Below are 22,082 nucleotides of genomic sequence, written 5' to 3'. Positions count from 1 at the left end.
GGTTGAAGCATATCAACCAAAGGGGAGCGGAAAGATGACCAAGACCGGAATCAGTCGTCGCGGCGCCATGTTGATGGGGAGCGCTTTACCGGTGATGATCGCCCTACCCGCCGCAGCGCAAAGCCAGACGGCTGCAAAGGACGCACCTGCGGGCAAGGCCAATACCGTCAAGCTGGGCGGGTTCGAAGTGACAACCCTGCTTGGTGGCGCAAGTATGCGGGAAAAGCCGATCGAGACATTTGGCCTTGGCGTCGATCCCGCCGAGTTCGCCAAGTTGAGCGAGGATAATTTCATCCCCTCGGACCGTTCGGGGCAGTCCTTCACCATGACTCTGGTGAAAACGCCCGAGGCGCTGGTGTTGTTCGACACCGGTATGTTCCCCGAAAACAACAAGGCCGCGCTGGCGGCTGCGGGTTACACCCCCGAGGATGTGACCCATATCGTTCTGACCCATATGCATGGCGACCATGTCAGCGGGATGATGCAGGGCGAGACGCCGATGTTCCCGAATGCCAAGCTGATCGCTCCCAAGGATGAGAACGATTATTGGGCGGCCAACCCCAGCGAAGCCTATACCGCGCATGTTGCGCCCTTGATCGACAAGGCCACGCTGATCGGCGATGGCGATACGGTGCTGCCCGGTATCACGGCGGCGGCGGCTTATGGCCATACGCCGGGGCATACGATCTATTTGCTGGAAAGCGACGGGCAAAAACTGCTGATCACCGGCGACAGCTTCAACCACTATGTCTACTCGGTGCAACGCCCCGATTGGCATGTGCGTTTCGATGTCGACAAGGACATGGGTGCTACGACCCGCAAGGCCGTATTGGCCCGTCTGGCCGAGGAGCGGATTCCCTTCGTCGGTTACCACATGCCGTTCCCCGCACTGGCCTTCATCGCCAAGGGCGAGGCGGACGACACTTTCCGTTACGTCCCCGCGACCTACCAACTTGCAGGCTGATACCTGAATTGCGCCGGTCGGGTCGGCTGGCGCAAACCGACCCGATTGTCCGAACTACGCCATATAGTTGTGGCATTCGGACCGTATAGGGGCATTGAAGGGTCGGATAAGACGAGGAATCTGGAATTGGCAGGATCGGTGATCGCGGTCGCGCGCGACGCAACCCATCGTTTTTCGAAAACCCCTATGCCCGAAATTCGGATCGTCGCAGGATTGGGCATCGAGGGCGACGCGCATCAGGGCGTCACGGTCAAGCATCGTTCACGTGTTCGTGCCGACCCGACCCAGCCCAATCTGCGGCAGGTCCATCTGATCCATTCCGAGCTGTTTGACGAACTTGCCGCCCAAGGCTTTTCCATAAGCCCTGCCGATCTGGGCGAAAATATCACCACCAAGGATATCGACCTGCTGGGCCTGCCGCGTGGCGCGATCCTTAGGATCGGGGATCAGGTCCAGCTGGAGGTCACCGGCCTTCGCAATCCCTGCTCGCAGATCGAGACCTTTCAGAAGGGTCTGTTGGGCGCGGTTCTGGTCAAGGGCAATGATGGCAAACTGATCAGGAAGTCGGGCATCATGGCGGTCGTAAGGTCGGGCGGCACGGTCAGGCCGGGTGATGGGATCACCGTCGCCTATCCTGCGCCGCCCTACCTGCCGTTGGAACGGGTCTAGCCCAGATTGAACACGCGGCTGGGTTGGACCTCGCCGCCCATGTAACGCCCGATGCACAAGGCGCGGTCGTTGCGGCTGACCCAGACCTCGGCGCCAAATTCGGCATGGCCCAGAACCTGACCGGGATTGCCGTTCAGGATACGGATCTCGCCGATTTCGGTCGCTTGCATCTGCGGCAGGTCGACCAGCGCGGATTGCAGCGGCAGCAGCGCCGCCTCGATCTCGACCTGATTGGCGCGGTCGATCCGGTCAAAGGCGATGCCGTCCTCGGCGCCGAACGGGCCGGACCAGATGCGGCGCAGGTGATCGACATGGCCAAGACAGCCAAGACTGCGGCCCAGATCGCGGGCAATCGAGCGGACATAGCCGCCCTTGCCGCAAACCATGCGCAGGTCGGCGGTATGTTCGGTCGTGGCCAGCAATTCCAGCGACTCGACCCACAAGGGCCGTGCGGCCAGTTCGACCACCTCGCCTTCGCGTGCCAGATCATAGGCCCGTGCGCCATCGACACGCACCGCCGAAACCGAAGGCGGAACCTGCATGATGTCGCCGATGAAGCCGGACAAAGCGGCGCGGATGGCGGCCTCGGTCGGGCGCACGTCCGAGGTTTTCACCACTTCGCCCGAGGCGTCGTCGCTGCTGGTCTCGGCCCCCCAGTTCACGGTGAAATCATAGGCCTTCAGCGCGTCGGTCAGGATCGGCACGGTCTTGGTGGCTTCGCCAAGGGCAATCGCCAGCACGCCCGTCGCATCGGGGTCCAATGTTCCTGCATGACCGGCCTTTTTCGCGTCAAGCGCCCAGCGGACCTTGCTGACGACATCGGTCGATCCCACGCCAGCGGGCTTGTCCACGATCAGCCAACCGTGGATCTCGCGTCCCTTTTTCCGCGCCATATCAGTTCTTTCCCGTATATCCGATGATGGGCCCCAACCGGCGCCCGAAATCGGCGCGGTTCAACTCGGGCGCATAAAGCCGCGAGATCGAGCCGTCGAAGTAAAGCGCGTCGCGCGCGCCAAGGCCGTCCCGGAAGAGACGTCCGAACTCGTGAAACGTGACCGCCCGATCCGAGATTGCGAACCATGCCGTCTGCCCATCGCGCGAGACGCCGACTCCGTTGCGGATGTAGCGGCTGTCGCTATCCACAAGAAAGCGCGGGTGCAGCGCGCCGTCGATGACCAGCATCGGGCCCGATTGCGTGGCGATCCGGCATTGCGGTTTTGCCTTGGCAAAGGCGCGGCTCTCGATCACCTGATAGGGGCGTTTGCCTCCGGTGCAGAAGACACCGTTCGGCAGCATCCCGAAATTACCGCCACCACCGGCGGTCACCAGATCATGGGTTTTGCTGCCGTCGCTGACGTAAAGTCCGACTGGCGTGTAATCCGGGTGGTACATGCCCGCATTCATCGCAAAGCCCAGCACCTCGCCTTCGCCAAGTGTCCGGCGCACGCTGCTGAAGTCGCCAAGAACCTTGCCGTCAGGACCGTTCAGCCACAGCTTCAGGTCCGGCTCTTGGGCGGCGGTCAAGGTGCAGACCACATAGCCCTGTCCGTCGAAGTCGCGCTTTTCGCAGATCCCTGCCATTGCGGGCAGGCTCATCGCGACCAACGCGCCGATGGCAAGGCCAAGGCGGCGCTTCAGATCAATCTTCATCTGCTTCGTCGTCATCCGTGTCGATGTCGCGACGGACGCGGGCTTCGCTGAGCAAGCGACGGGTGTCGTCCATGCGGTCGAAGGTTTCGTCCAGAACGAAGCGCAGCTCGGGTGCGTATTTCAGCGTCATGGCCTTGGCGACCAGATGGCGCAACTCGCCCGAGTTGCGGCGCAGGGCCAGCAATGCCCCGTCGGCGTCCTGCCCGCCTAGGGGCAGCACGAAAGCGGTCGCGACCTTGAGGTCGGTGGACATCCGGACCTCGCCCACCGTGATCGAGTGGCGGTTCAGGTCAGGGTCATGGACATCCCCCCGCAGGAGAACGTCGGAAAGGGTGCGGCGGACAAGTTCCCCGACGCGCAGCTGTCGCTGCTTGGGGCCTGTGCCGTTATGATTGCGGTTCTGTGCCATGGGCGCAGATGTAGGGGGTCGCGGCCCGCGCCGCAACGGGATAGACCATCTGGAAACGGGTGTTTGGACGGGAATGGACATGGAAAAACCGGGAATCGTCATCACGGGTGCGTCGGGCCGCATGGGCCAGATGCTGGTACGTACCGTTATGGAATCGGATCAGGCACGTCTTGTCGGTGCGATCGAGCGTCAGGTCAGCCCTTGGATCGGCCGCGATCTGGGCGAGGCGATGGGTGGCGCTGCTATCGGAGTGACCGTCACCGACGACCCGATCGAGGCCATTGCCAAGGCGCAAGCGGTCATCGACTTTACCTCTCCGGCGGCGACGGTCGGTTTTGCCGAACTGGCCGCGCAGGCCCGCGCTGTCCACGTCATCGGTACCACCGGACTCGAGCCCGAGCATCTGGCCAAGATCAAGGCTGCCGCCCGTCACGCCCCGATCGTGCGCGCCGGAAACATGAGCCTTGGCGTGAACCTTCTGGTCGGGCTGACGCGCAAGGTCGCCGCCGCCTTGGGCGACGACTGGGACGTCGAGGTCGTCGAGGCGCACCATAACCGGAAGGTCGACGCCCCGTCGGGCACAGCGCTGATGTTGGGCGAGGCTGCCGCCGAAGGTCGCGGCCACAGCTTGGACGATCTGCGCACTCCGGCGCGGGAAGGCATCACCGGCGCGCGCGAAAAGGGCACGATCGGGTTCAGCGCCATCCGTGGCGGCGACATTGTCGGCGAACATGACGTGATGTTCGCGAGCGCAGGCGAACGTCTGATCTTGCGGCACGTCGCGACGGACCGCGCAATCTTTGCGCGCGGGGCGCTGCGGGCCGCGCTTTGGGGGCAGGACAAGGGGCCGGGCGAATATGACATGGCCGATGTGCTGGGGCTTTGACGCCCCCGCGCTTGACCGCATAGCTTGTTCCCATGACCCTGCTTGCCACGCTTGACCCCGCCGATGCCGATCTGACCGCCTGCCTTGCGCGGGTCATGGCGGCCGTTCTGAAACCCGGCGATGTGATCGCACTGGAAGGACCGGTCGGGGCGGGCAAGACCCATTTTGCCCGATCCTTCATCCGCGCCCGTCAGGGTGATCTGGCCGAAGACGTTCCCAGCCCGACCTTCACACTGGTCCAGACCTATGAAGACCCGCTGGGAACCGAAATCTGGCATGCCGACCTTTACCGCCTGACCCATCCCGACGAACTGGTCGAACTGGGGCTAGATGAGGCCGTGCGCGAGGCCATCGTACTGATCGAATGGCCCGATCACGGCGGTCCGCTGCCCGATCCCTTGAAGCTGGGATTGGAGCCGCTGGCCGATTTCCCCGACCTGCGCCGGATCACGTTGGGCGGTTCGGAATTGCGCTGGGGGGCGATGGCCCGCCTGCCCGCAATAGCGCGGTTGATCCACCGCGCCGGTTGGTCCGAGGCGCGGCTGATCCCCTTGGCGGGCGATGCCTCGTCGCGGCGCTATTTCCGTTTGATCGACGGCGAGCGCAGCGCAGTGCTGATGGATGCCGCCCCCGGCACGACGGATTCCTATGTCGCGATGACGCAATGGCTGCGCAACCGTGACCTGCATGCGCCGAAGATCCTTGCCGCCGATCAGGCCGAAGGGTTGTTGCTGCTCGAAGATCTGGGCGACGATTTGGTCGCCCGCGTGCTTGAGGCCGAGCCTGAACTGGCCCCCCGTATCTACGACCGGATGACCGACCTTTTGGTCGCATTGCACGGTCATCCTCCGCCGGACTTTGTCCTGCCGCTGGATGGGCCCGAGCTTGCCCGTCAGGTCGGCCTGTTCGCCGAATATTATCCGGCAGCAGTGGGCGCGCCCGGAAAAGGCACCGAGATCGCCGGCCTGATCGAGACACTTCACGCGAAACTTGCCGAGGACGTACCTCCGGTCACGGGATTGCGCGATTTCCATGCCGAGAACCTGATCTGGCGTGATGGCGATCCGCTTGGAATCCTTGATTTTCAGGACGCCGTGGCGGTGCATCCGGCCTATGATCTGGTTTCGGGATTGCAGGACGCGCGGCGCGAAGTCGATCCGATGACCGAAGAGACCCAGATCGCCCGCTACATCGCGGCCACCCATGTCGATGCGGAACGTTTCCGCGCGGCCTATGCCTTGCTTGGGGTGCAGCGGAACCTGCGGATCATGGGGATATTTACCCGTTTGGCGCAGCGCGACGGTAAGCCGCGCTATCTGGCCTTTATGCCGCGCGTCTGGGATGCGATCCAGCGCGATGTCTCGCATCCGGCGTTGGCCGCGCTGGCTGCGGCGCTTGACGGCATTCCGGCCCCCTCGCCCGAAGTGATCGAAAGGATCGCCCGCGCATGACTTTGCCATTGATGATTTTCGCCGCGGGCAAGGGCACGCGGATGGCTCCGCTGACCGATACGACCCCGAAACCGCTGATAAAGGTCGGCGGGCAGACGCTGCTGGACCGCGCGCTGGACCTTGGTCAGGAAGCAGGCGTGGACCGGATCGTGCTGAATACGCATCATCTGGGCGGTCAGATCAGGGATCATGTCGCGGGGCGCGATGTGCTGGTCTCGGACGAAGCGGATCGGTTGCTGGAAACAGGGGGCGGGTTGCGCAAAGCTTTGCCCTTGCTTGGCGACGGCCCCGTCATCACCATGAACCCCGATGTGATCTGGACCGGCGCGAACCCCATTCGCGCCCTGCTTGATGCATGGGATGACAGCATGGACGCCCTGCTGATGCTGGTTCCTTTGCCGCAGGCGCACGGACGTCATGGCGGCGGAGATTTCAGCCTTGGTCCTGATAGTCATCTGATCCGCAAGGGAGATCTGGTCTATGGTGGCGCCCAGATCATCCGACCCGATCGTCTGGCCGAAATTCCCGACGATGCTTTCTCGCTGAACAGGCTTTGGGATCTGCTGATCGGGGCCAAGCGGGCTTACGGCGTGGTTCATTCCGGCGAGTGGTGCGACGTCGGTCGTCCCGATTGCATCCCCTTGGCCGAGGGATTGCTGGATGACTGATTGGCAGAACGGTCTCTTTGCCCTGCCCTGCGGCGCGGATTTCGCTGGCGCCTTCGCGGAAGGGCTGATCGCCCGTATGCGGGGGCGTCCGCCGCAGGATATGGCCAAGGTCACCGTCTACGCCAATTCGGGGCAATCCCTGCTGGGTCTGCGCGAGGCGCTGGTCTGGCGTGGTCCGATGATCCTGCCGCAGCTTCGGCTGATTTCGGATCTGGGTGGCGGTTCGGCGACCGCTCCGCTGGCGCGCCGCCTTGAACTTGGCCGTCTGATCGACGCGGCGCTGCGTGCCCAGCCCGATCTGGCGCAGGGGCAATCGGTGCCCGAACTTGCCGCCTCGCTCGCCGGACTGATGGCCGAGATGCAGTTGGAAGGTCTTGATGCCGAGGCGCTGGACCGGATCGATGCGGGCGATCACGCCCAGCATTGGGGCCGTGCCTTGGCTTTCCTCAAGATTGCCGCCGGATATTATCTGGCCGATCCGCCTCAGGACCGCGAATCCCGCCAACGCGCCGAGGCCGAAAAGCTGGCCGAAGCTTGGGCGCGCGGCGAGAACCTGCCCGAGGGGCCCGTGGTGGTTGCGGGCTCGACCGGTTCGCATGGCGCGACGCAGGATTTCATGCGCGCCGTCGCCCAACTTCCGATGGGTGCGGTGGTGCTGCCCGGTTTCGACCCGCATATGCCGCAGGATGTCTGGGACGGGCTGGACGCGCGGGCCGAGGACCATCCGCAGGCCCGCTTCGCCCCATTGCTGGCAGAATTCGGTCAGCCGACCGCATGGATCGCGGGTGCTGCCCCTGATCCGACACGAAACCGACTGATTTCGCTCGCGCTGCGGCCCGCACCCGTGACCGATCAATGGATCAAGGAAGGCCCGCGGCTTGGCTCGTTGCTACCGGCAACCCGCAACCTGACCCTGATCGAGGCCGAACAGCCCGGCGTCGAGGCCGAGGCCGTCGCGCTGATCATCCGCGAAGCGGTCGAGCGCAACCATCCGGTGACCTTGATTGCTGCCGATAGGATGCTAACCCGCCGTGTGCAATCTGCGCTGGACCGCTGGCAGATCATCCCCGACGATTCCGCCGGTCAGCCCCTGCCCCTGACCGCGCCCGGCTTGTTCCTGCGCCATGTCGCGGACCTTTTCGGCGCTGAACTGATGATCGATACGCTGCTGGTGCTGCTCAAGCATCCGGTCATGGCGACCGGTCTTGGCTCGGATTATCGCCGCGAGCATTTGCGCCAGACCCGCGATCTGGAGCTGCAATTGCGGGCGCGTGGCCCTGCTTTCCCTAATGGCGAGGCGCTGCGGGAATGGGCCGACAAGGGCGACGAGCGCCGCAAACCGTGGGCGCTGTGGCTGGCCGGAATTCTGGACCGCATCGTGCCGCTTGCGCATGACCGCGCTCCTCGCCCCTTGGGCCAGCGCTTGGCCGATCTGCGCCATCTGGCCGGGGTTCTGGCCTCCGGCCCCGATGGCGACGCGGATGCCTCCGAATTATGGGCCAAGGCTTCGGGTGGTCTGGCGCGGAACGTTCTGGAGCATCTGGCAACCCATGCCCATCTGGGCCATGATCTTCGCCCGTCGGAATTCCGCGACCTGCTTTACGATGAATTGCAAGGTCAGGCCGTCCGTCAGGACGTGGCCTCGCATCCCCTTGTCCGTTTTCGTGGCCCGCGCGAGGCACGGACCGAAGCCGTGTCGCAATCTGCCGGTCTGGTGATCCTTGCCGGACTGAACGAAGGCGGCTGGCCCCAAAGCTTGCCGCCCGATCCGTGGTTGTCCCGCCCGATGCGTCTTTCCGCTGGGCTGACCCTGCCGGAACGCCGCGTTGGTCTATCGGCACATGATTTCCAGCAAGCGGTCGGGGCCGCCGAGGTGATCATGACCCGCGCCCATCGCGACGCCGAGGCCGAAACAATCCCCTCGCGCTGGTTGAACCGTTTGGTGAACCTGCTCGGCGGTCTGCCCGATCAGGATGGCCCGGCCGCCTTGAAACAGATGCGGGAGCGCGGTCAACGCTGGCTAGATCTGGCCGAGGTTCAGGCGCAACCACGTCACCAGCTTGCGCCAGCGAAAAGACCATCTCCGATCCCGCCCGCGCCGGCGCTGAAGCAGATGTCGGTGACCGAGGTTCGCACGCTCATCCGCGATCCCTATGCGATCTATGCCCGTCGGGTCTTGGGGCTGCGGATGCTTGATCCGCTGCGCCCACAGGCCGACGCGGCTGAACGTGGAACTACGCTGCACGAGATCATGGACGGTTTTCTGGCCTCGCTTCCCGATCATCCCGAGCTGCCCGAGGTGATGAAGACCCGCCTGCTAGAAATCACGGATCGGGTCTTGTCCGAAAATGTCCCGTGGCCCTCGGCGCGACTGTTCTGGCAGGCGCGGATCGCCGGAATCGCCGATTGCTTGATGGCGGACGAGGCCCTGCGCCTGACCCAAGGCAAACCGACGGTCGTCGAAAGCTTCGCGCAGTTGAACGTCCCCGGCATGGATTTCCGGCTGATCGCCAAGCCCGACCGGCTGGATCTGCTGACCGACGGGCGGGTGCATGTGTACGATTACAAGTCGGGCAAGCCTCCGACCGATGCGCAGGTCGCGAATTTCGACAAGCAGTTGCCGCTCGAAGCCGCGATGGTTGAACAGGGCGCGTTCGACCGTCTTGGCCGCGCCGAGGTCGAAGGCATCAGCTACATCCAGCTTGGCGGCGAAGGCAAAACCGAAACCCGCAGTTTCGGTCCCGGTTTCGCGCAAGAGACTTGGGCGGGGTTTGTCGATCTGATCGGGCTGTATCTGCGCGGTGAACGCGGCTTTACCGCCCGCCTTGCGATGGAGCGCAGCGATCACGCCAGCGACTATGATCACCTGTCGCGGCATGGCGAATGGGACACGACCCGCGCCGCAGACCCCGAAAGGTTCAGCGATGGCTGAGATGAAGTTCGACGAAGCGACTTTGGCGCAGGTCCGTGCGGCGGACCCGGTGCGCTCGACTTGGCTGACGGCGAATGCGGGTTCAGGCAAGACGCGGGTGCTGACGGATCGGGTTGCACGATTGCTGCTGGCCGGAACCGCGCCGGAAAAAATCCTGTGCCTGACCTATACCAAGGCCGCAGCGACCGAGATGCAGAACCGACTTCTGCAACGTCTGGGCAAATGGGCGATGCTGCCCGAGGCGAAGCTGCTGGACGAATTGGCCCGACTGGGCGAGGACAAGGCACCCGACCTGCCCGCTGCGCGTCGGTTGTTTGCCCGCGCGATCGAAACGCCGGGTGGTCTCAAGGTCCAGACCATCCACAGTTTCTGCGGTGGCGTCCTGCGTCGTTTCCCGATCGAGGCGGGCGTCCCGCATGGCTTCACCGAGCTTGACGACCGCAGCGCCGCCCTGATCCGCTCGGAGATCATCGAGGACATGGTCCGCGAGAATGCTCCCGAGCTGGCCGATCTGCTGATGTTGCATTCAGGCGAGAACCTTGACGGTTTCCTCGCCGGTCTGCGGGGGTTCGAGACCCCTGCGGACCGGGATCTGCTATGGACGGCCTGCGGGCTTGAGGCGGGCGATGATCTGGCGGGGCTTCTGGCGCAGACCTTTGCCGATGGCACCAATGTCATTGCTGCGCTGATCCCGCTTCTGCTCAAGGGTAGCTCGAACGACCAGAAGGCCGCGATCAAGCTGCAGGCCGGCAACTGGGACCAGCCGGGCATGGCGGAACTGGCACTTCTTGAATCGGTCCTTTTGACCGGATCTGGCGCGAAAGAGCCCTTTGCCGCCAAATATGACAGCTTCCCGACCAAGGCTTTGCGGCAGGGTTCCTGCGTTGATCTGATCGACGATCTTGGCATCCTGATGGAGCGTGTGCAGGATTCTCGCCCGCGCCGGCTTGCCTTGGCGATGGCCCAGCGGTCGCTGTCGCTGCACCGTTTCGCTCATGCGTTCCTGCATCGCTATCGGGCGCAGAAAGCGGCGCATGGCTATCTGGATTTCGACGACCTTATCGAATTTACCGCGCGATTGTTGTCGGAAAACAGCATGGCGCAATGGGTGTTGTTCCGGCTGGACGGCGGCATCGACCACATTCTGGTCGATGAGGCGCAAGATACCAGTCCCGCCCAATGGCAGGTGATCGAACGCCTGACGGATGAATTCACCTCGGGGCATGGCGTGCATGAGACCGGTTCGCGAAGCCTGTTTGTCGTGGGCGATCCGAAGCAGTCGATCTATTCGTTCCAAGGGGCAGATATCGCCGTGTTCGAGGCCCGACGCACCGGTTTTGCCGAGGCCTTTGCCGCCGTCGAAAATCCGATGCAGGTGTTGGAACTACGCCACTCGTTCCGTTCATCGACGGCAATTCTGTCTTTGGTCGATGAGGTGTTTGCAGGCGATGCCGCACGCGGTCTGGGCGATCCACCGCAGCACCGCGCGTTCCGCACGGACATGCCGGGACGGGTCGATCTGTGGCCCTCGATTCCGAAACCCGACAAGCTTGAGCCGGGGGACTGGACCGATCCGGTCGACCAACCCGCCGAGAATTCCGAGACGACGCAGCTTGCCCGCGCGATTGCCGAAGAAATCGGGCGCATGATCGGGACGCCGATGTTCGATGCCAAGCACGGGGTGGTGCGTCGGGTCCGCGCCGGAGACGTGTTGATTCTGGTCCAGCGGCGCTCGGATCTGTTCGCCGAAGTGATCGCTGCCCTGAAAGCTGCGAATCTTCCGGTGGCAGGGGCCGACCGGTTGAAACTTGCGGGCGAAATGGCGGTGCGCGACATTCGGGCCGTGCTGTCAGTCCTTGCCACGCCCGAGGATGACCTGTCGCTGGCGGCGGCCTTGCGCTCTCCGATCTTCGGCCTGACCGAGGAAGAACTGTACAGGCTCGCGTCGGGACGGAAGAAGGGCGAATACCTGTGGCGGCGGCTGCGCGAATCCGGCCATCGCGCCGCAGTCGATCTGCTGTCGGATCTGATGGGTCAGACCGGCTTCATGCGGCCCTATGACCTGATCTCGCGGCTGTTGATCCGTCATGGCTGCCGTGAACGACTGGTCGCCCGCCTTGGCCCCGAGGCCGAGGACGGCATCGACGAATTGCTGTCGCAGGCGCTAAGTTATGAAAGCAGCGAGACGCCCTCGCTGACCGGTTTTTTGGTCTGGCTGTCGGGCGATGATGTCGTGGTCAAGCGTCAGGCGGGCTCGGGCGGCGAGGATGGCGAAGGGTTGATCCGCGTCATGACGGTGCATGGCTCGAAAGGGCTGGAAAGCCCGATTGTCATCATGCCCGACAGTTCGAAACGCCGTCCGCCGCGGGAAGGTCAGGTGCTGGTCGTCCCCGGAGGGCCGCCGCTATGGCGTGGCAAGAAAGGCGAACGTCCCGATGCGATCGAGGATCTGGCCGCCGAACAGACCGAGCGGCAATTACAGGAACGCAAGCGGCTGCTATATGTCGGCCTGACCCGCGCGGAAAGCTGGCTGATCGTTGCGGCCGCCGGTGAAACCGGTGTCGACGAGGATAGCTGGCACAGTCTGGTCGAGGCAGGTTTCGGCCGCTCGGATTTGACGGCCAGCCGGATACCGGCCTTGTTCGGGGGCGAGATCAGGCGCCTCAGTTTTGGCGACTGGCCTGACAGTGCGCCCGACACTATCCGGGTCGAAAAAGACGTGATCGAGTCTCCAGACTGGCTTCGTGCGGCCCCTCCGCCCATGCCGGAAAAACGCAGGCCGGTCGCCGCGACCTCGTTGGGCGGAGCCAAGGTTCTGACCGCGCAAGGGGACGGCGATGCCGAAGCGGCGATGCTGTTCGGCACGCGTCTGCACCTGCTGCTTGAACATCTGCCGGGTCGCGATCCTGCCGAATGGGAAACGATCGCCCGCGACGTTCTGGCCGGATCGGAAGGCGGATTACCTCTGCCAATCGAGATGGAGAGGCTACTTGCCGAGGCGCGCGAGGTCTTTGATGCACCGGATCTGGCCTCGGTCTTTGATCTGCCCGAAGAGGCCGAGGTGTTCCAAGAGCTAGAGTTGTCCGCACCTTTGCCGCGGATAGGGATGCTGTGGGGCAAGATCGACCGTCTGGTGGTCACCAAGGATCGTGTGCTGGCGATTGACTACAAAACGAACCGTGACGTTCCGGCAGACCCCAATGCGACTCCGCTGGGTATTTTGCGGCAAATGGCGGCCTATCGCGCGGCGCTCCGCCAGCTTTGGCCCGATCTGACCGTTGAAGCGGCAGTTCTTTGGACCGCGACCCGCAGCCTGATGCCGCTTCCGGATACGCTGCTGGATCAGGTGCTGGTGGGACTTGACCCCGTCGGGTCGGCTCCCTAGCTCTTGTCGGACACGCCCAGCCGATCCTTGATCGGCGCATTGCAGGAGATTTCCATGGCCACCCAAGCCGTATCCGACGCCGAATTCGACAGCGAAGTCCGCCAGTCCGCGACCCCGGTCGTGGTCGACTTCTGGGCTGAATGGTGCGGCCCTTGCCGTCAGATCGGTCCGGCTCTGGAAGAGCTTGCCGCCGAATATGGCGACAAAGTCAAAATCGTGAAGGTCAACGTCGACGAGAACCCGGAAAGCCCGGCTGCTCTGGGCGTTCGCGGCATTCCGGCGCTGTTCCTGTTCAAGGATGGTGAGGTCGTATCGAACAAGATCGGTGCGGCGCCGAAAGCGGCTTTGAAAGCCTGGATCGACGACGCAATCTGATCGTGATTAACGGGGGCGGCGGTCAGATCGGCCAGCCGCCCCTGCGCATTGCCGCAAGAATCCGCGTCTCGGCATCGGGCAGGGTCGCGTTGATCGCTTTTTCCTCAAGAAACCAATAGATGTATCGGTCAAAGTCCGGATTGTGGGTTTTGGCCAACTCAATGGCTCGCGCATGTCCCAGTTCGGCGACGTTCAGACCGATATGGTGAAAGTCGATTTGGGCGAACAGGACAGCAGGTTTTCCAAGCAAATATCCGTCAAACGCGACCGCGCTGTTCTGCGTTGCCACAAGGCTGCAATCGCGGAGGACCGGCTGCGATTTGGGCGCGAATTTCAGGTTGGGATATTTGCGCAGCAGGGGCTGCAGTGCATCCATATCTCCGATGTCAAAACTCGCGTCGGGATGCAGGGTCGCAATGATGCGTTCGCCGGTCGCGGCGACGACCTCCAGCATATCGACCGGCGACATAGTCTGAAAACTGCGACAACGCCGCAATTCGCCTTGCAGCGGGACCAGAACCGAGCCGTCTTTTCGTGGTGGTGGTCCGGGTAAAACCCGCTCGCGCAGGCGATCCGCAAATTCGCGGGCCTGATCGGGGTCGATGCTTGCGGGATCGAAATCGCTGCGGGCCACGTCGAAACGCCAGCGTTGTTGGACAGTTTCAATCTGCCAGAACGGATAGTGATAGGCGCGGCGAAATGTCAGGGCGCGATCATGGGTCGGAGCCTCGGCGTGAAACAGCGCATAGCCGTCCAGTTCTGGCGCTTCGGCCCGTGCATCAGGGCCGGTCAAATGCCATTCGAGTCGCCATCCTGTGGATTCCACGGCTGATTTCAGGACATTGAGAAAGTTGAAACTTCCCTCGCGTGCTGATTTCAGCATCGGGGCCTCAAGATAGGCGCGAATGATCGTTTGAGAACTCATGGCGCAAGGCTAGCTGCGTGCGCCGGGTTGCGAAAGGCTTTCCTGGCCCATATCTGACCGGCAGACTAAAGCGGAGAATACGCATGTCCGATGAGAAATTTCCCGGCTGGCACGGCACGACCATCCTTGCGGTGCGGCGTGGCGGAAAAGTAGTCGTCGCGGGGGACGGTCAGGTCAGCGTCGGCCCGACGGTTATGAAAGGCACGGCCCGTAAGGTGCGCCGCCTGACGCCGGGTGGCCATGATGTGGTGGTGGGTTTTGCCGGATCGACGGCGGATGCCTTTACCTTGCTGGAGCGGCTGGAGAAAAAGCTGGAATCCGCACCGGGGCAACTGGCCCGGGCCTGCGTGGATCTGGCGAAGGACTGGCGCATGGACAAGTACCTGCGCAACCTTGAGGCCATGCTGATCGTCACCGACGGCAAGGATATCTTTGTCGTGACCGGCGCTGGTGACGTGCTGGAACCTGAACATGACGTGGCGGCGATCGGCTCGGGCGGGAACTATGCTCTTGCCGCAGCTCGTGGCCTGATGGCGAGCGATCTGGATGCCGAGGGCGTGGCCCGCAAGGCCATGGCGATTGCAGCCGATATCTGTGTCTACACCAACGGCAACCTGACCGTCGAGATTCTGGGCTGAAGCGGGGGTCAGACCCCACGCTTCGGATGACCCGACAATTTGGGCACAAAGGGTGGATGCCCGTGTCCGCAAGAAGAGAGGTTCAAAATGAGTGATTTGACGCCGCGCGAGATCGTGTCCGAGCTCGATCGCTTCATCATCGGCCAAAGGGATGCCAAGCGGGCCGTCGCGGTCGCTTTGCGTAACCGCTGGCGTCGTCGCCAATTGGCCGACGATCTGCGCGATGAGGTTTATCCGAAAAACATCCTGATGATCGGCCCGACCGGCGTCGGTAAAACCGAGATCTCGCGTCGTTTGGCGAAGCTCGCACGGGCTCCGTTCCTGAAGGTCGAAGCCACGAAGTTCACCGAGGTCGGTTATGTCGGCCGTGATGTCGAACAGATCATTCGCGATCTGTCCGATGCCGCGATCATCGAGACACGTGAGCGGATGCGCGAAGAGGTCAAGGCAAAGGCGCATAAATCCGCCGAGGATCGCGTCGTGGCGGCTCTTGCAGGCGAGGGCGCGCGCGAGCAGACCAAAGCCATGTTCCGCGACAAGCTGAAACGTGGCGAGCTGGACGAGACGGTCATCGAACTGGAGTTGCAGGACAATTCGAATCCCTTGGGGATGATGGAAGTGCCCGGTCAGCCTCCGGGGGCGATGGGCGGCATGATGGATCTGTCCGGCCTGATGAAGGCCTTTGGCGGTCGTCGCGTGCGTCGTAAGGTCAGCGTTAAGGAAAGCTATGACCTGCTGATCGCCGAAGAGGCCGACAAGCTTCTGGATGACGAGGTGGTCAAGGCTGCCGCGCTGGAAGCGGTTCAGGAAAACGGTATCGTGTTTATCGACGAGATCGACAAGGTCGCTGCCCGCAGCGACGCGCGTGGCGGCGACGTCTCGCGCGAGGGGGTGCAGCGCGATCTGCTGCCGCTGATCGAGGGGACGACGGTTTCGACCAAATATGGTCCGGTGAAGACCGATCATATCCTGTTCATCGCAAGCGGCGCGTTCCATATTGCCAAACCCTCGGATCTGCTGCCCGAGCTTCAGGGCCGTCTGCCGATCCGGGTCGAATTGCGTCCTCTGACCGAGGAAGATTTTGTCCGCATCCTGACCGAGACGGACAACGCTTTGACCCGCCAGTATACCGCGCTGATGAATACCGAGGGTGTCGAGGTGACCTTTACCGAGACCGGTATCCGCGCCTTGGCGCGGATCGCAGCCGAGGTGAACAGCTCGGTCGAGAATATCGGCGCACGGCGGCTTTATACGGTGATCGAACGGGTCTTCGAGGAATTGTCCTTCAGCGCTCCGGATCGTTCAGGCGAAAGCGTGACCGTGGACGAAGCCTTCGTCGAGAAGCATCTGGGCGATCTGGCGCGCTCGACCGATTTGTCGCGCTACGTGCTGTAATGGAACCTCCGGTTGCTGCTGTCGTTGAAAGACAGCAGCAACCGGGGGCTTCTCATGAATTACCTGTTCGGCATTATCATTTTTGCTTTGGATGTCTGGGCGATCGCCTCGATCATCAATACGAATGTGCAGACCTCGACCAAGATTTTATGGATCGTTCTGGTCGCATTCCTGCCATTGCTGGGGCTTATCATCTGGTGGTTCGCCGGCCCCAAGCCAAACTACGGTTCATAACGGGATCAGCCGCGCATTCTCCGTGCATTTGTCGCCGGTTTGGCGGGATTGACCGGTTCCGCTAGCTCGGGTCAATTGCGCGCCAATACCCATATGCGGGCTCCAGCGACGATCTGACACATCCATGTTGCGAGCCATGCAGCGTGCTTTATCCGGAAGAATCAAGCAGGCAAGCTTGCAATCCGGACATTGCCCGCGGGTGTGTTCGGCTAAGCGGCCTTTCGGGCAATGAAGTGAATAAATCGTCGTAGTTACTTGGTGTTACGTCGTTCTGCCATGGTTTCGACGATGCCGTTAGCCGCGGAAAAACGTGACGATTCCGGCCCTGTAGCTATCCGAATCCCCCACAAATTCGGTGCGATATGCGTTGCGGACACCTCTGGCATGTTGACCATTCCCTCCTATGGACAACCATAGGCACAGGTTCGAAACAGCGCCCTTGAATCCATCAGACCACCCGAAAGGTTTGAGGCATGTGCTCTCTTCGAACGATACTGCAACGACGCGCGGGTGAAATCACCGCGCTGACGCGACGCCTTGTATTGCTGCTGACGATCCTTCCTGCCTTGGCCGGAGGAGCTTATGCAGAGGAAAAGGCCGCAGAAGATCCAACCAAGATCGCCACTAAGCTCGGTGTCGGCTATTCCGACGAGCTGGCGATTTCAGGCTCGCTGGCATTCGGTGACAAGGCGAAACTCAATGCGCGCATTTCTGAAAGCGGGCAATGGTCCGTGGGGGCCTCGTACCTGTTTCCGGTCGCCATCCTGACCTTCTCGGCGGCGAAAACCGAATTCGACAACGGGACGGTCCAGACCCGCTATTCGCTTGGCGGGTTCGTCCCTATCACGAAACTGGGTGCCGAGACCGGACAGTGGCAGGTCTTCGTTCCGTTCGGATACACCTACGCCCATGGTGAGACGAGTGTCTCGGAACTGGAACTGTCCGAGAATATGACCGTCGATGTCAGCAGCAATAGTATCTATCTGGGCCTCTTCGGCATCCGGCCGATCAATGCGAAGATGACTTTCCTCAGCGGTGTCAACGTGACCAAAGGAACCGAGGGCTTCAAGGGGATCTCGATGGCGGCTGGCGTGTCTTACCATGTGACGAAGAAAGATACGCTTGCGATGTATCGCGGCTATATCGACAACAGCTTCGGTGAAAAGAAGAAGCTGGGGATCTCGTACAAGCGCGAGTTCTGAGGTTTGCATCGCTGACGTGATACGCCGTTCATCGCAATTCCAGCGGCGGTCACCAAGCCGTCAGCGGCGCAGGTAGACATAATAGGCGCCATCGCCGCCATGACGGCGATGGGCGGGCCTGACCTGCAGGACGAGTTGGTTCAGCGGGGCCATTTCAAGCCACAAAGGGACATTGTGGCGCAAGGCACCGGGGCGAACCGGCAGGGGCGCATCCGGCCCGCCCTCGCGCCCCTTGCCGGTAATGACCAGCACCAACCGGTAACCGTTGCCTTGGGCGTTCAGGATGAACCGCGTCAATTGCGGCTGCGCCACGCTAAGCGTCATGCCGTGAAGGTCTATCCGGTCCTCGGGTGACAGTTTGCCCTGACTCATGCGGCGGTGGGTCTTATGATCCATCCGCACCGGTTGTTCGCGCAAAGCGTGACCGGGGTGCGGCGACAGGTCGATCCGTAGCTGGGGTTTCTTGACCGGTTTCGATCCGATCCGAAAATCCGGTAGCGGCAAAGGTGCCGGATCAGGCGCACGCGGAGCGCGAGCGGGCTTGGATCGGGGCTCTTCCGGAATGTCAGGCTTGGATGCGCGGCCCGGATGCATCGGGACCGCGGTCTTGGCAATACGGGACCAGAGGGCCTTTTCTTCGGCCGTCAGGCCCCTGCGCCGCGCCATTTACGCAGTGGCGACAAGCTGCCAGTTAGGGTCGGACGACCCCATCTGACGGGCAAAGGTCCAAGTGTCTCGCTGTTTGCGCGAAGATTTGGGATCGCCATCGACAACGTTACCCTCGGCGTCGCGGGTGGCCACGATCATCTCGCCAACAAAGCGGACCGAGACCTCGGCCTGACGTGTCGCCGGATTGAACTCGGCTGCGGCAAGCGCGGTCTCGCGGGTTCCAAGAAACTGGGCTTCTGTCGTCAGGCCGCGTGCCTTGCGGTCGGCGATGACGCCATCCAGCGCCTCGGCAACGGGCGGGGCAAGAAAATCACGCACATCCGACAGATCGCCGCGCTCGAATGCCATGAGGATCATCTCGTAAGCGGATTTCGCGCCGCCAAGGAAAGGTCCGACGGCAAAGCTGGGTTCGATCTGTTTCATCGCGGTCAGTGCCTTGGCATTGGCACTTCCCGGTTCGGCGTGATCGTTGATGTCGTTGTCCATCGCATCGGCTGTGCCGTCGATGACATCGAAGCGACGCGGGGCCGGTTTTTCGTCCTGGGGAGTGGGTGATTCAAAACCATCGCGCGTGCCAAGAACCCCCCGGAGCCGGAGGATCAGGAATATGGCGATCGCGGCAAGAACAAGAAGTTGCAACATGGGGTTCGACATCACGGACCTAGAGGAGCTTTCTTAAGGGGCATTCGATACCTATGTAGGGTGCGGGGCGGATCAAGTCCAGTTTGCCGCCTTCGGAAGAAAGAAGTGAAAGGTGCATTGCCATGTGGCTGCTATTGCCATTCGTCATCCTGCCGATCGTCGAGATCGCGCTGTTCATTCAGGTGGGCGGTGCCATCGGCGTGTTCGCGACCATCGGGCTGGTGATCTTGTCGGCGGTCTTGGGTGTCGCGGTGATGCGTCGTCAGGGCGCGATGGCAATGCTGGACGTGCAGCGCTCGGTGCAGGAATTCCGCGACCCCTCGGCGCCGTTGGCGCATGGTGCGCTGATCATGCTTGCGGGGGTGCTGATGGTGTTGCCGGGGTTGTTCACAAGCTCGGTCGGCGTGCTGCTGCTGATCCCGGCCGTACGCGGTCTGGTCATGCGCTGGATGGGTCGGCGGGTGCGGGTCGTGGGCGCGGGATATAAGCCCCGCTCGGCGGATTCCGATTATGTCAGCGACTACCCCTCGGGATTTGGCCGAGGCCGGAATGCAAGGGATGGGGTGATCGACGGCGAATATTCGGTGCAGGACGATCCTCCGGCACCGGTGCGCGAAGGCCTGACCGATGAGCGCCCCGATATGGGCCCGGGTAAAAACAAATCCGGCTGGACCCGGCATTGAGCGCGGTTCGCTGGGGTGTTAGAACGCCCCGAAAGACAGGGAGTCCCCAATGAGCGACGAAATCACCAATGGCGCTGCAGCGCCGGCCAACCCTCAGCCGGCAGTCCGTATGCAGGTCCTGACGCAGTATATTCGCGACCTCTCGTTCGAAAACGCGGTGGCGCAAAAAGGCCTGCCCTCGGGCGAGGTGCAGCCTGAAATCAGCGTTCAGGTCAGCCTTGATGCGCGCAAGCGTCCTGCAGATCATCAATATGAAGTGATCAGCAAATTCCGCGTTCAATCGACCAACGCCAACGACAAATCTCCGATCTTCCTGTGCGAATTGGATTACGGCGGGATTTTCCACGTCGAGGGTGTGCCCGAGGACCAGTTGCATCCGTTCCTGATGATCGAATGCCCGCGCATGCTGTTCCCCTATGTCCGTCGCATCATCTCGGACATGACGCGCGATGGCGGTTTCCCGCCCTTCAACATGGACCCGATTGATTTCGTGGCGCTGTATCGTCAGGAAATCGCACGTCGCGTTCAAAGCGAGCGTCCGGCCGATCAGCCGCTGTCCTGATCGATCTCGGATGACACGATGGCCCGCGTCCATTGAAATGGCGCGGGCATTTTCATATCCGATTGCCATGCGGCATTCGCAGTGATGAGGGAAACAGATGGCCAAACGGGCGCAACGCGCATGGCAGAGAATGCTCTCCGGCCGCCGGCTGGATCTTCTTGATCCGACCCCGATGGACATTGAAATTCTGGATATCGCACATGGTCTGGCGTTCGTCGCAAGATGGAACGGGCAAACGCGGGGTAACTGGGCATATTCCGTGGCCGAGCATTCTTTGCTGGTCGAAGAAATCTATCGCAAATCCCAACCGAATGCAGAAGCGCGCTGGCGTCTGGCCGCCCTGCTGCATGATGCGCCGGAATATGTCATCGGGGACATGATATCTCCGGTCAAATCCGCGCTTGGTGCTGAATACGGCGAGATGGATGCCAGACTCACGGCTGCCGTTCACCTTCGCTTCGGTCTGCCCGCCCAATTGCCGAAGCCCATCAAACTCGCGATCAAACAGGCGGACCGGGTATCGGCATGGCTGGAGGCAATCCAGATCGCCGGTTTTTCACGGGCTGAGGCCGATAAACTGTTTCCCGTGCCTGCCGAAGATCTGATCGACGGGCTGGAGATCAGGCTGCGTCCGCCAATCGAAACCCGCAATGCCTTCGTCGAGAGGTTCGGAGAGTTGATTGCCGAAATCGATCAGGCATGAATGAAAAACCCCGCCGATTGGCGGGGCTTTTTGTTTTAGATCTCAAGATCTTCCAAGGCCTTTCCGGCATCCAGAGCATCCACCACCCAACGAGGTTTGCGGCCGCGGCCGGTCCAGGTCGATTCAGGGTTGGAAGGATCGGCATATTTTGCGGCGACTTTGCCACGAGTCGGCTTCGCATTTGCCAAGTCGGCAAAGGTAAAACCAAACTCACGGGCGGCATTTTCAACTGCTGCAAGGGCTTCGCGTTTCCGACGATCTTCGAAAGTTGAGATGGCTTTTTCAACTTTGTTGCGAATGTCGCGAAGCTCACGCAAGGATAGTTTTTCCAGATCGAGTTCCATTGGTTTTCCTGTGGTGGATTATTATTATTTCTATCCGCCCATTATAGCAACGGGCGGATAATGGAAATGAAAAATAGTGTAAATTACACATAGTCGTGAAAATCAGCGCGGGCTTCGTTTCGCCAAAATGCGCTGAAGTGTCCGGCGATGCATGTGCAAACGTCGGGCTGTTTCACTGACATTACGATCGCATTGTTCATAGACGCGTTGGATATGCTCCCAACGAACACGATCGGCCGACATTGGGGATTCAGGCGGAGGAGGCAGCATTTCGTCAGGGCTGGACAGCAAAGCCCGCGTGACCTCATCGGCATCCGCCGGTTTCGACAGATAGTCCGTAGCCCCCATCTTCACCGCGGCGACTGCGGTAGCGATGGCTCCGTATCCCGTCAGAACGATGATGCGGGCCTCAGCTCGGGCCTCGCGCAGTGCGTCGACGACATCAAGGCCGTTTCCATCCTCAAGCCGCAGATCGACAACGGCGTAGGCCGGCGGCTTTTCGGCGACAATCGCGCGCGCATCCGCAACCGACGTGGCACGTGCGACGTCAAATCCACGTTTTTCCATTGCCCGCGCCAGACGATTCAGAAAGATTTCGTCATCGTCGACCAGAAGAAGGCTGGCATCAGGTCCGATATTCTGGCTTTCGGCCATGTATAGTTACCCCTGAAAAATGTCCCGAAGCTCATAAGCGGA

Annotated in this window: 23 protein-coding genes; 15 read left to right on the top strand and 8 right to left on the bottom strand. The window is 61.8% G+C overall.

All coding sequences use genetic code 11. From position 1 onward, the window contains the following. Positions 1-34: 34 nt before the first annotated feature. Together GL286_RS10975 and GL286_RS10970 are read left to right on the top strand one after the other, a co-directional pair. Positions 35-964: an MBL fold metallo-hydrolase gene (locus GL286_RS10975; protein WP_155095606.1), complete on the top strand. Its 930-nt coding sequence runs from the start codon at positions 35-37 to the stop codon at positions 962-964. 186 nt (positions 965-1,150) lie between these two features. Beyond that, positions 1,151-1,633 carry an MOSC domain-containing protein gene (locus GL286_RS10970; protein ID WP_211596282.1) on the top strand — a complete coding sequence of 161 codons (483 nt, stop codon included), beginning with the start codon at positions 1,151-1,153 and terminating at the stop codon, positions 1,631-1,633. Here GL286_RS10970 and truB read toward each other — a convergent pair. From truB to rbfA, 3 genes are read right to left on the bottom strand one after another with little or no spacing between them, the layout of a single operon-like run. Beyond that, a complete protein-coding gene (truB, locus tag GL286_RS10965; protein WP_155095604.1) occupies positions 1,630-2,526 on the bottom strand; it encodes a tRNA pseudouridine(55) synthase TruB in 897 nt (298 codons plus the stop codon). The genes GL286_RS10970 and truB overlap by 4 nt on opposite strands. 1 nt (position 2,527) lies before the next feature. Then, positions 2,528-3,283 carry a phosphodiester glycosidase family protein gene (locus GL286_RS10960; RefSeq protein WP_155095603.1) on the bottom strand — a complete coding sequence of 252 codons (756 nt, stop codon included), beginning with the start codon at positions 3,281-3,283 and terminating at the stop codon, positions 2,528-2,530. Beyond that, a complete protein-coding gene (rbfA, locus tag GL286_RS10955) occupies positions 3,273-3,692 on the bottom strand; it encodes a 30S ribosome-binding factor RbfA (RefSeq protein WP_155095602.1) in 420 nt (139 codons plus the stop codon). Before rbfA ends, GL286_RS10960 begins: the two co-directional genes overlap by 11 nt. 79 nt (positions 3,693-3,771) lie before the next feature. Between rbfA and dapB the strand changes: the two genes are divergently transcribed. Genes dapB through trxA form a run of 6 tightly spaced genes read left to right on the top strand, consistent with a single transcriptional unit; the run spans position 3,772 to position 13,389 of the window. Next, positions 3,772-4,578 carry a 4-hydroxy-tetrahydrodipicolinate reductase gene (dapB, locus tag GL286_RS10950; protein WP_155095601.1) on the top strand — a complete coding sequence of 269 codons (807 nt, stop codon included), beginning with the start codon at positions 3,772-3,774 and terminating at the stop codon, positions 4,576-4,578. A gap of 32 nt (positions 4,579-4,610) precedes the next feature. Then, complete coding sequence (gene tsaE, locus GL286_RS10945) at positions 4,611-6,029, top strand: tRNA (adenosine(37)-N6)-threonylcarbamoyltransferase complex ATPase subunit type 1 TsaE (protein WP_155095600.1); 1,419 nt, start codon at positions 4,611-4,613, stop codon at positions 6,027-6,029. Then, the gene (locus GL286_RS10940) at positions 6,026-6,697 is read left to right on the top strand and encodes a nucleotidyltransferase family protein (protein ID WP_155095599.1); all 672 of its coding nucleotides are present in this window, start codon (positions 6,026-6,028) and stop codon (positions 6,695-6,697) included. Before tsaE ends, GL286_RS10940 begins: the two co-directional genes overlap by 4 nt. Next, positions 6,690-9,629 (top strand): double-strand break repair protein AddB, encoded by a 2,940-nt coding sequence (addB, locus tag GL286_RS10935; RefSeq protein WP_155095598.1) that lies wholly within the window; start codon positions 6,690-6,692, stop codon positions 9,627-9,629. The genes GL286_RS10940 and addB overlap by 8 nt, the downstream gene beginning before the upstream one ends. After that, positions 9,622-13,014, top strand: a complete 3,393-nt coding sequence (gene addA, locus GL286_RS10930; RefSeq protein WP_246184917.1) for a double-strand break repair helicase AddA — start codon at positions 9,622-9,624, stop codon at positions 13,012-13,014. The genes addB and addA overlap by 8 nt, the downstream gene beginning before the upstream one ends. 54 nt (positions 13,015-13,068) lie before the next feature. Beyond that, positions 13,069-13,389, top strand: a complete 321-nt coding sequence (gene trxA / locus GL286_RS10925; RefSeq protein ID WP_155095597.1) for a thioredoxin — start codon at positions 13,069-13,071, stop codon at positions 13,387-13,389. Between the two features lie 22 nt (positions 13,390-13,411). Here trxA and GL286_RS10920 read toward each other — a convergent pair whose 3' ends face one another. Next, positions 13,412-14,314: a hypothetical protein gene (locus GL286_RS10920; protein ID WP_155095596.1), complete on the bottom strand. Its 903-nt coding sequence runs from the start codon at positions 14,312-14,314 to the stop codon at positions 13,412-13,414. A gap of 83 nt (positions 14,315-14,397) precedes the next feature. Between GL286_RS10920 and hslV the strand changes: the two genes are divergently transcribed. The 4 genes from hslV (at position 14,398) to GL286_RS10900 (ending at position 17,783) form a co-directional block, all read left to right on the top strand. After that, positions 14,398-14,952, top strand: a complete 555-nt coding sequence (gene hslV, locus GL286_RS10915; protein WP_155095595.1) for an ATP-dependent protease subunit HslV — start codon at positions 14,398-14,400, stop codon at positions 14,950-14,952. Positions 14,953-15,039: 87 nt separating this feature from the next. Further along, the gene (gene hslU, locus GL286_RS10910) at positions 15,040-16,347 is read left to right on the top strand and encodes an ATP-dependent protease ATPase subunit HslU (RefSeq protein WP_155095594.1); all 1,308 of its coding nucleotides are present in this window, start codon (positions 15,040-15,042) and stop codon (positions 16,345-16,347) included. 54 nt (positions 16,348-16,401) lie between these two features. Next, complete coding sequence (locus tag GL286_RS10905; protein WP_155095706.1) at positions 16,402-16,581, top strand: PLD nuclease N-terminal domain-containing protein; 180 nt, start codon at positions 16,402-16,404, stop codon at positions 16,579-16,581. A 473-nt stretch (positions 16,582-17,054) separates the two neighbouring features. Beyond that, a complete protein-coding gene (locus GL286_RS10900; protein WP_211596281.1) occupies positions 17,055-17,783 on the top strand; it encodes a hypothetical protein in 729 nt (242 codons plus the stop codon). A gap of 60 nt (positions 17,784-17,843) precedes the next feature. On the opposite strand, the gene GL286_RS10895 is transcribed toward GL286_RS10900, so the two are convergent. Continuing rightward, the gene (locus GL286_RS10895; RefSeq protein WP_155095593.1) at positions 17,844-18,449 is read right to left on the bottom strand and encodes a Smr/MutS family protein; all 606 of its coding nucleotides are present in this window, start codon (positions 18,447-18,449) and stop codon (positions 17,844-17,846) included. Then, the gene (locus GL286_RS10890) at positions 18,450-19,106 is read right to left on the bottom strand and encodes a Tim44/TimA family putative adaptor protein (protein ID WP_155095592.1); all 657 of its coding nucleotides are present in this window, start codon (positions 19,104-19,106) and stop codon (positions 18,450-18,452) included. A 110-nt stretch (positions 19,107-19,216) separates the two neighbouring features. Here GL286_RS10890 and GL286_RS10885 point away from each other — a divergent pair, with 110 nt between their 5' ends. From GL286_RS10885 to GL286_RS10875, 3 genes are all read left to right on the top strand, one after another. Further along, positions 19,217-19,777 carry an FxsA family protein gene (locus tag GL286_RS10885; protein WP_155095591.1) on the top strand — a complete coding sequence of 187 codons (561 nt, stop codon included), beginning with the start codon at positions 19,217-19,219 and terminating at the stop codon, positions 19,775-19,777. A 61-nt stretch (positions 19,778-19,838) separates the two neighbouring features. Continuing rightward, entirely contained in the window at positions 19,839-20,339 is a 501-nt protein-coding gene (gene secB / locus GL286_RS10880) for a protein-export chaperone SecB (protein ID WP_170295152.1), read from the top strand. A gap of 97 nt (positions 20,340-20,436) precedes the next feature. Continuing rightward, complete coding sequence (locus GL286_RS10875) at positions 20,437-21,042, top strand: HD domain-containing protein (protein WP_155095589.1); 606 nt, start codon at positions 20,437-20,439, stop codon at positions 21,040-21,042. Positions 21,043-21,077: 35 nt separating this feature from the next. Here GL286_RS10875 and GL286_RS10870 read toward each other — a convergent pair whose 3' ends face one another. Together GL286_RS10870 and GL286_RS10865 are read right to left on the bottom strand one after the other, a co-directional pair. Further along, entirely contained in the window at positions 21,078-21,386 is a 309-nt protein-coding gene (locus GL286_RS10870; protein WP_155095588.1) for an H-NS histone family protein, read from the bottom strand. A 102-nt stretch (positions 21,387-21,488) separates the two neighbouring features. Continuing rightward, complete coding sequence (locus GL286_RS10865) at positions 21,489-22,040, bottom strand: ActR/PrrA/RegA family redox response regulator transcription factor (RefSeq protein ID WP_155095587.1); 552 nt, start codon at positions 22,038-22,040, stop codon at positions 21,489-21,491. Positions 22,041-22,082: the final 42 nt, after the last annotated feature.

Source organism: Paracoccus aestuariivivens, from assembly GCF_009711225.1.
Lineage (GTDB): Bacteria > Pseudomonadota > Alphaproteobacteria > Rhodobacterales > Rhodobacteraceae > Paracoccus > Paracoccus aestuariivivens.
The sequence above is the reverse complement of the archived record's forward strand: the minus strand, read 5'-3'. Positions and strand labels throughout refer to the sequence as shown.

What these genes read in the sequence shown, in the direction of transcription:
- hslV (WP_155095595.1), top strand. Translation starts at nt 14,398, where the DNA reads ATGTCCGATGAGAAATTTCCCGGCTGGCACGGCACGACCATCCTTGCG.
- GL286_RS10870 (WP_155095588.1), bottom strand. Translation starts at nt 21,386, where the DNA reads ATGGAACTCGATCTGGAAAAACTATCCTTGCGTGAGCTTCGCGACATT.
- tsaE (WP_155095600.1), top strand. Translation starts at nt 4,611, where the DNA reads ATGACCCTGCTTGCCACGCTTGACCCCGCCGATGCCGATCTGACCGCC.
- GL286_RS10920 (WP_155095596.1), bottom strand. Translation starts at nt 14,314, where the DNA reads ATGAGTTCTCAAACGATCATTCGCGCCTATCTTGAGGCCCCGATGCTG.
- truB (WP_155095604.1), bottom strand. Translation starts at nt 2,526, where the DNA reads ATGGCGCGGAAAAAGGGACGCGAGATCCACGGTTGGCTGATCGTGGAC.
- GL286_RS10890 (WP_155095592.1), bottom strand. Translation starts at nt 19,106, where the DNA reads ATGTCGAACCCCATGTTGCAACTTCTTGTTCTTGCCGCGATCGCCATA.
- addB (WP_155095598.1), top strand. Translation starts at nt 6,690, where the DNA reads ATGACTGATTGGCAGAACGGTCTCTTTGCCCTGCCCTGCGGCGCGGAT.
- GL286_RS10865 (WP_155095587.1), bottom strand. Translation starts at nt 22,040, where the DNA reads ATGGCCGAAAGCCAGAATATCGGACCTGATGCCAGCCTTCTTCTGGTC.
- GL286_RS10905 (WP_155095706.1), top strand. Translation starts at nt 16,402, where the DNA reads ATGAATTACCTGTTCGGCATTATCATTTTTGCTTTGGATGTCTGGGCG.
- GL286_RS10970 (WP_211596282.1), top strand. Translation starts at nt 1,151, where the DNA reads ATGCCCGAAATTCGGATCGTCGCAGGATTGGGCATCGAGGGCGACGCG.
- addA (WP_246184917.1), top strand. Translation starts at nt 9,622, where the DNA reads ATGGCTGAGATGAAGTTCGACGAAGCGACTTTGGCGCAGGTCCGTGCG.
- GL286_RS10960 (WP_155095603.1), bottom strand. Translation starts at nt 3,283, where the DNA reads ATGAAGATTGATCTGAAGCGCCGCCTTGGCCTTGCCATCGGCGCGTTG.
- GL286_RS10895 (WP_155095593.1), bottom strand. Translation starts at nt 18,449, where the DNA reads ATGGCGCGGCGCAGGGGCCTGACGGCCGAAGAAAAGGCCCTCTGGTCC.
- GL286_RS10875 (WP_155095589.1), top strand. Translation starts at nt 20,437, where the DNA reads ATGGCCAAACGGGCGCAACGCGCATGGCAGAGAATGCTCTCCGGCCGC.
- rbfA (WP_155095602.1), bottom strand. Translation starts at nt 3,692, where the DNA reads ATGGCACAGAACCGCAATCATAACGGCACAGGCCCCAAGCAGCGACAG.
- GL286_RS10900 (WP_211596281.1), top strand. Translation starts at nt 17,055, where the DNA reads ATGTGCTCTCTTCGAACGATACTGCAACGACGCGCGGGTGAAATCACC.
- GL286_RS10975 (WP_155095606.1), top strand. Translation starts at nt 35, where the DNA reads ATGACCAAGACCGGAATCAGTCGTCGCGGCGCCATGTTGATGGGGAGC.
- dapB (WP_155095601.1), top strand. Translation starts at nt 3,772, where the DNA reads ATGGAAAAACCGGGAATCGTCATCACGGGTGCGTCGGGCCGCATGGGC.
- GL286_RS10940 (WP_155095599.1), top strand. Translation starts at nt 6,026, where the DNA reads ATGACTTTGCCATTGATGATTTTCGCCGCGGGCAAGGGCACGCGGATG.
- GL286_RS10885 (WP_155095591.1), top strand. Translation starts at nt 19,217, where the DNA reads ATGTGGCTGCTATTGCCATTCGTCATCCTGCCGATCGTCGAGATCGCG.
- trxA (WP_155095597.1), top strand. Translation starts at nt 13,069, where the DNA reads ATGGCCACCCAAGCCGTATCCGACGCCGAATTCGACAGCGAAGTCCGC.
- hslU (WP_155095594.1), top strand. Translation starts at nt 15,040, where the DNA reads ATGAGTGATTTGACGCCGCGCGAGATCGTGTCCGAGCTCGATCGCTTC.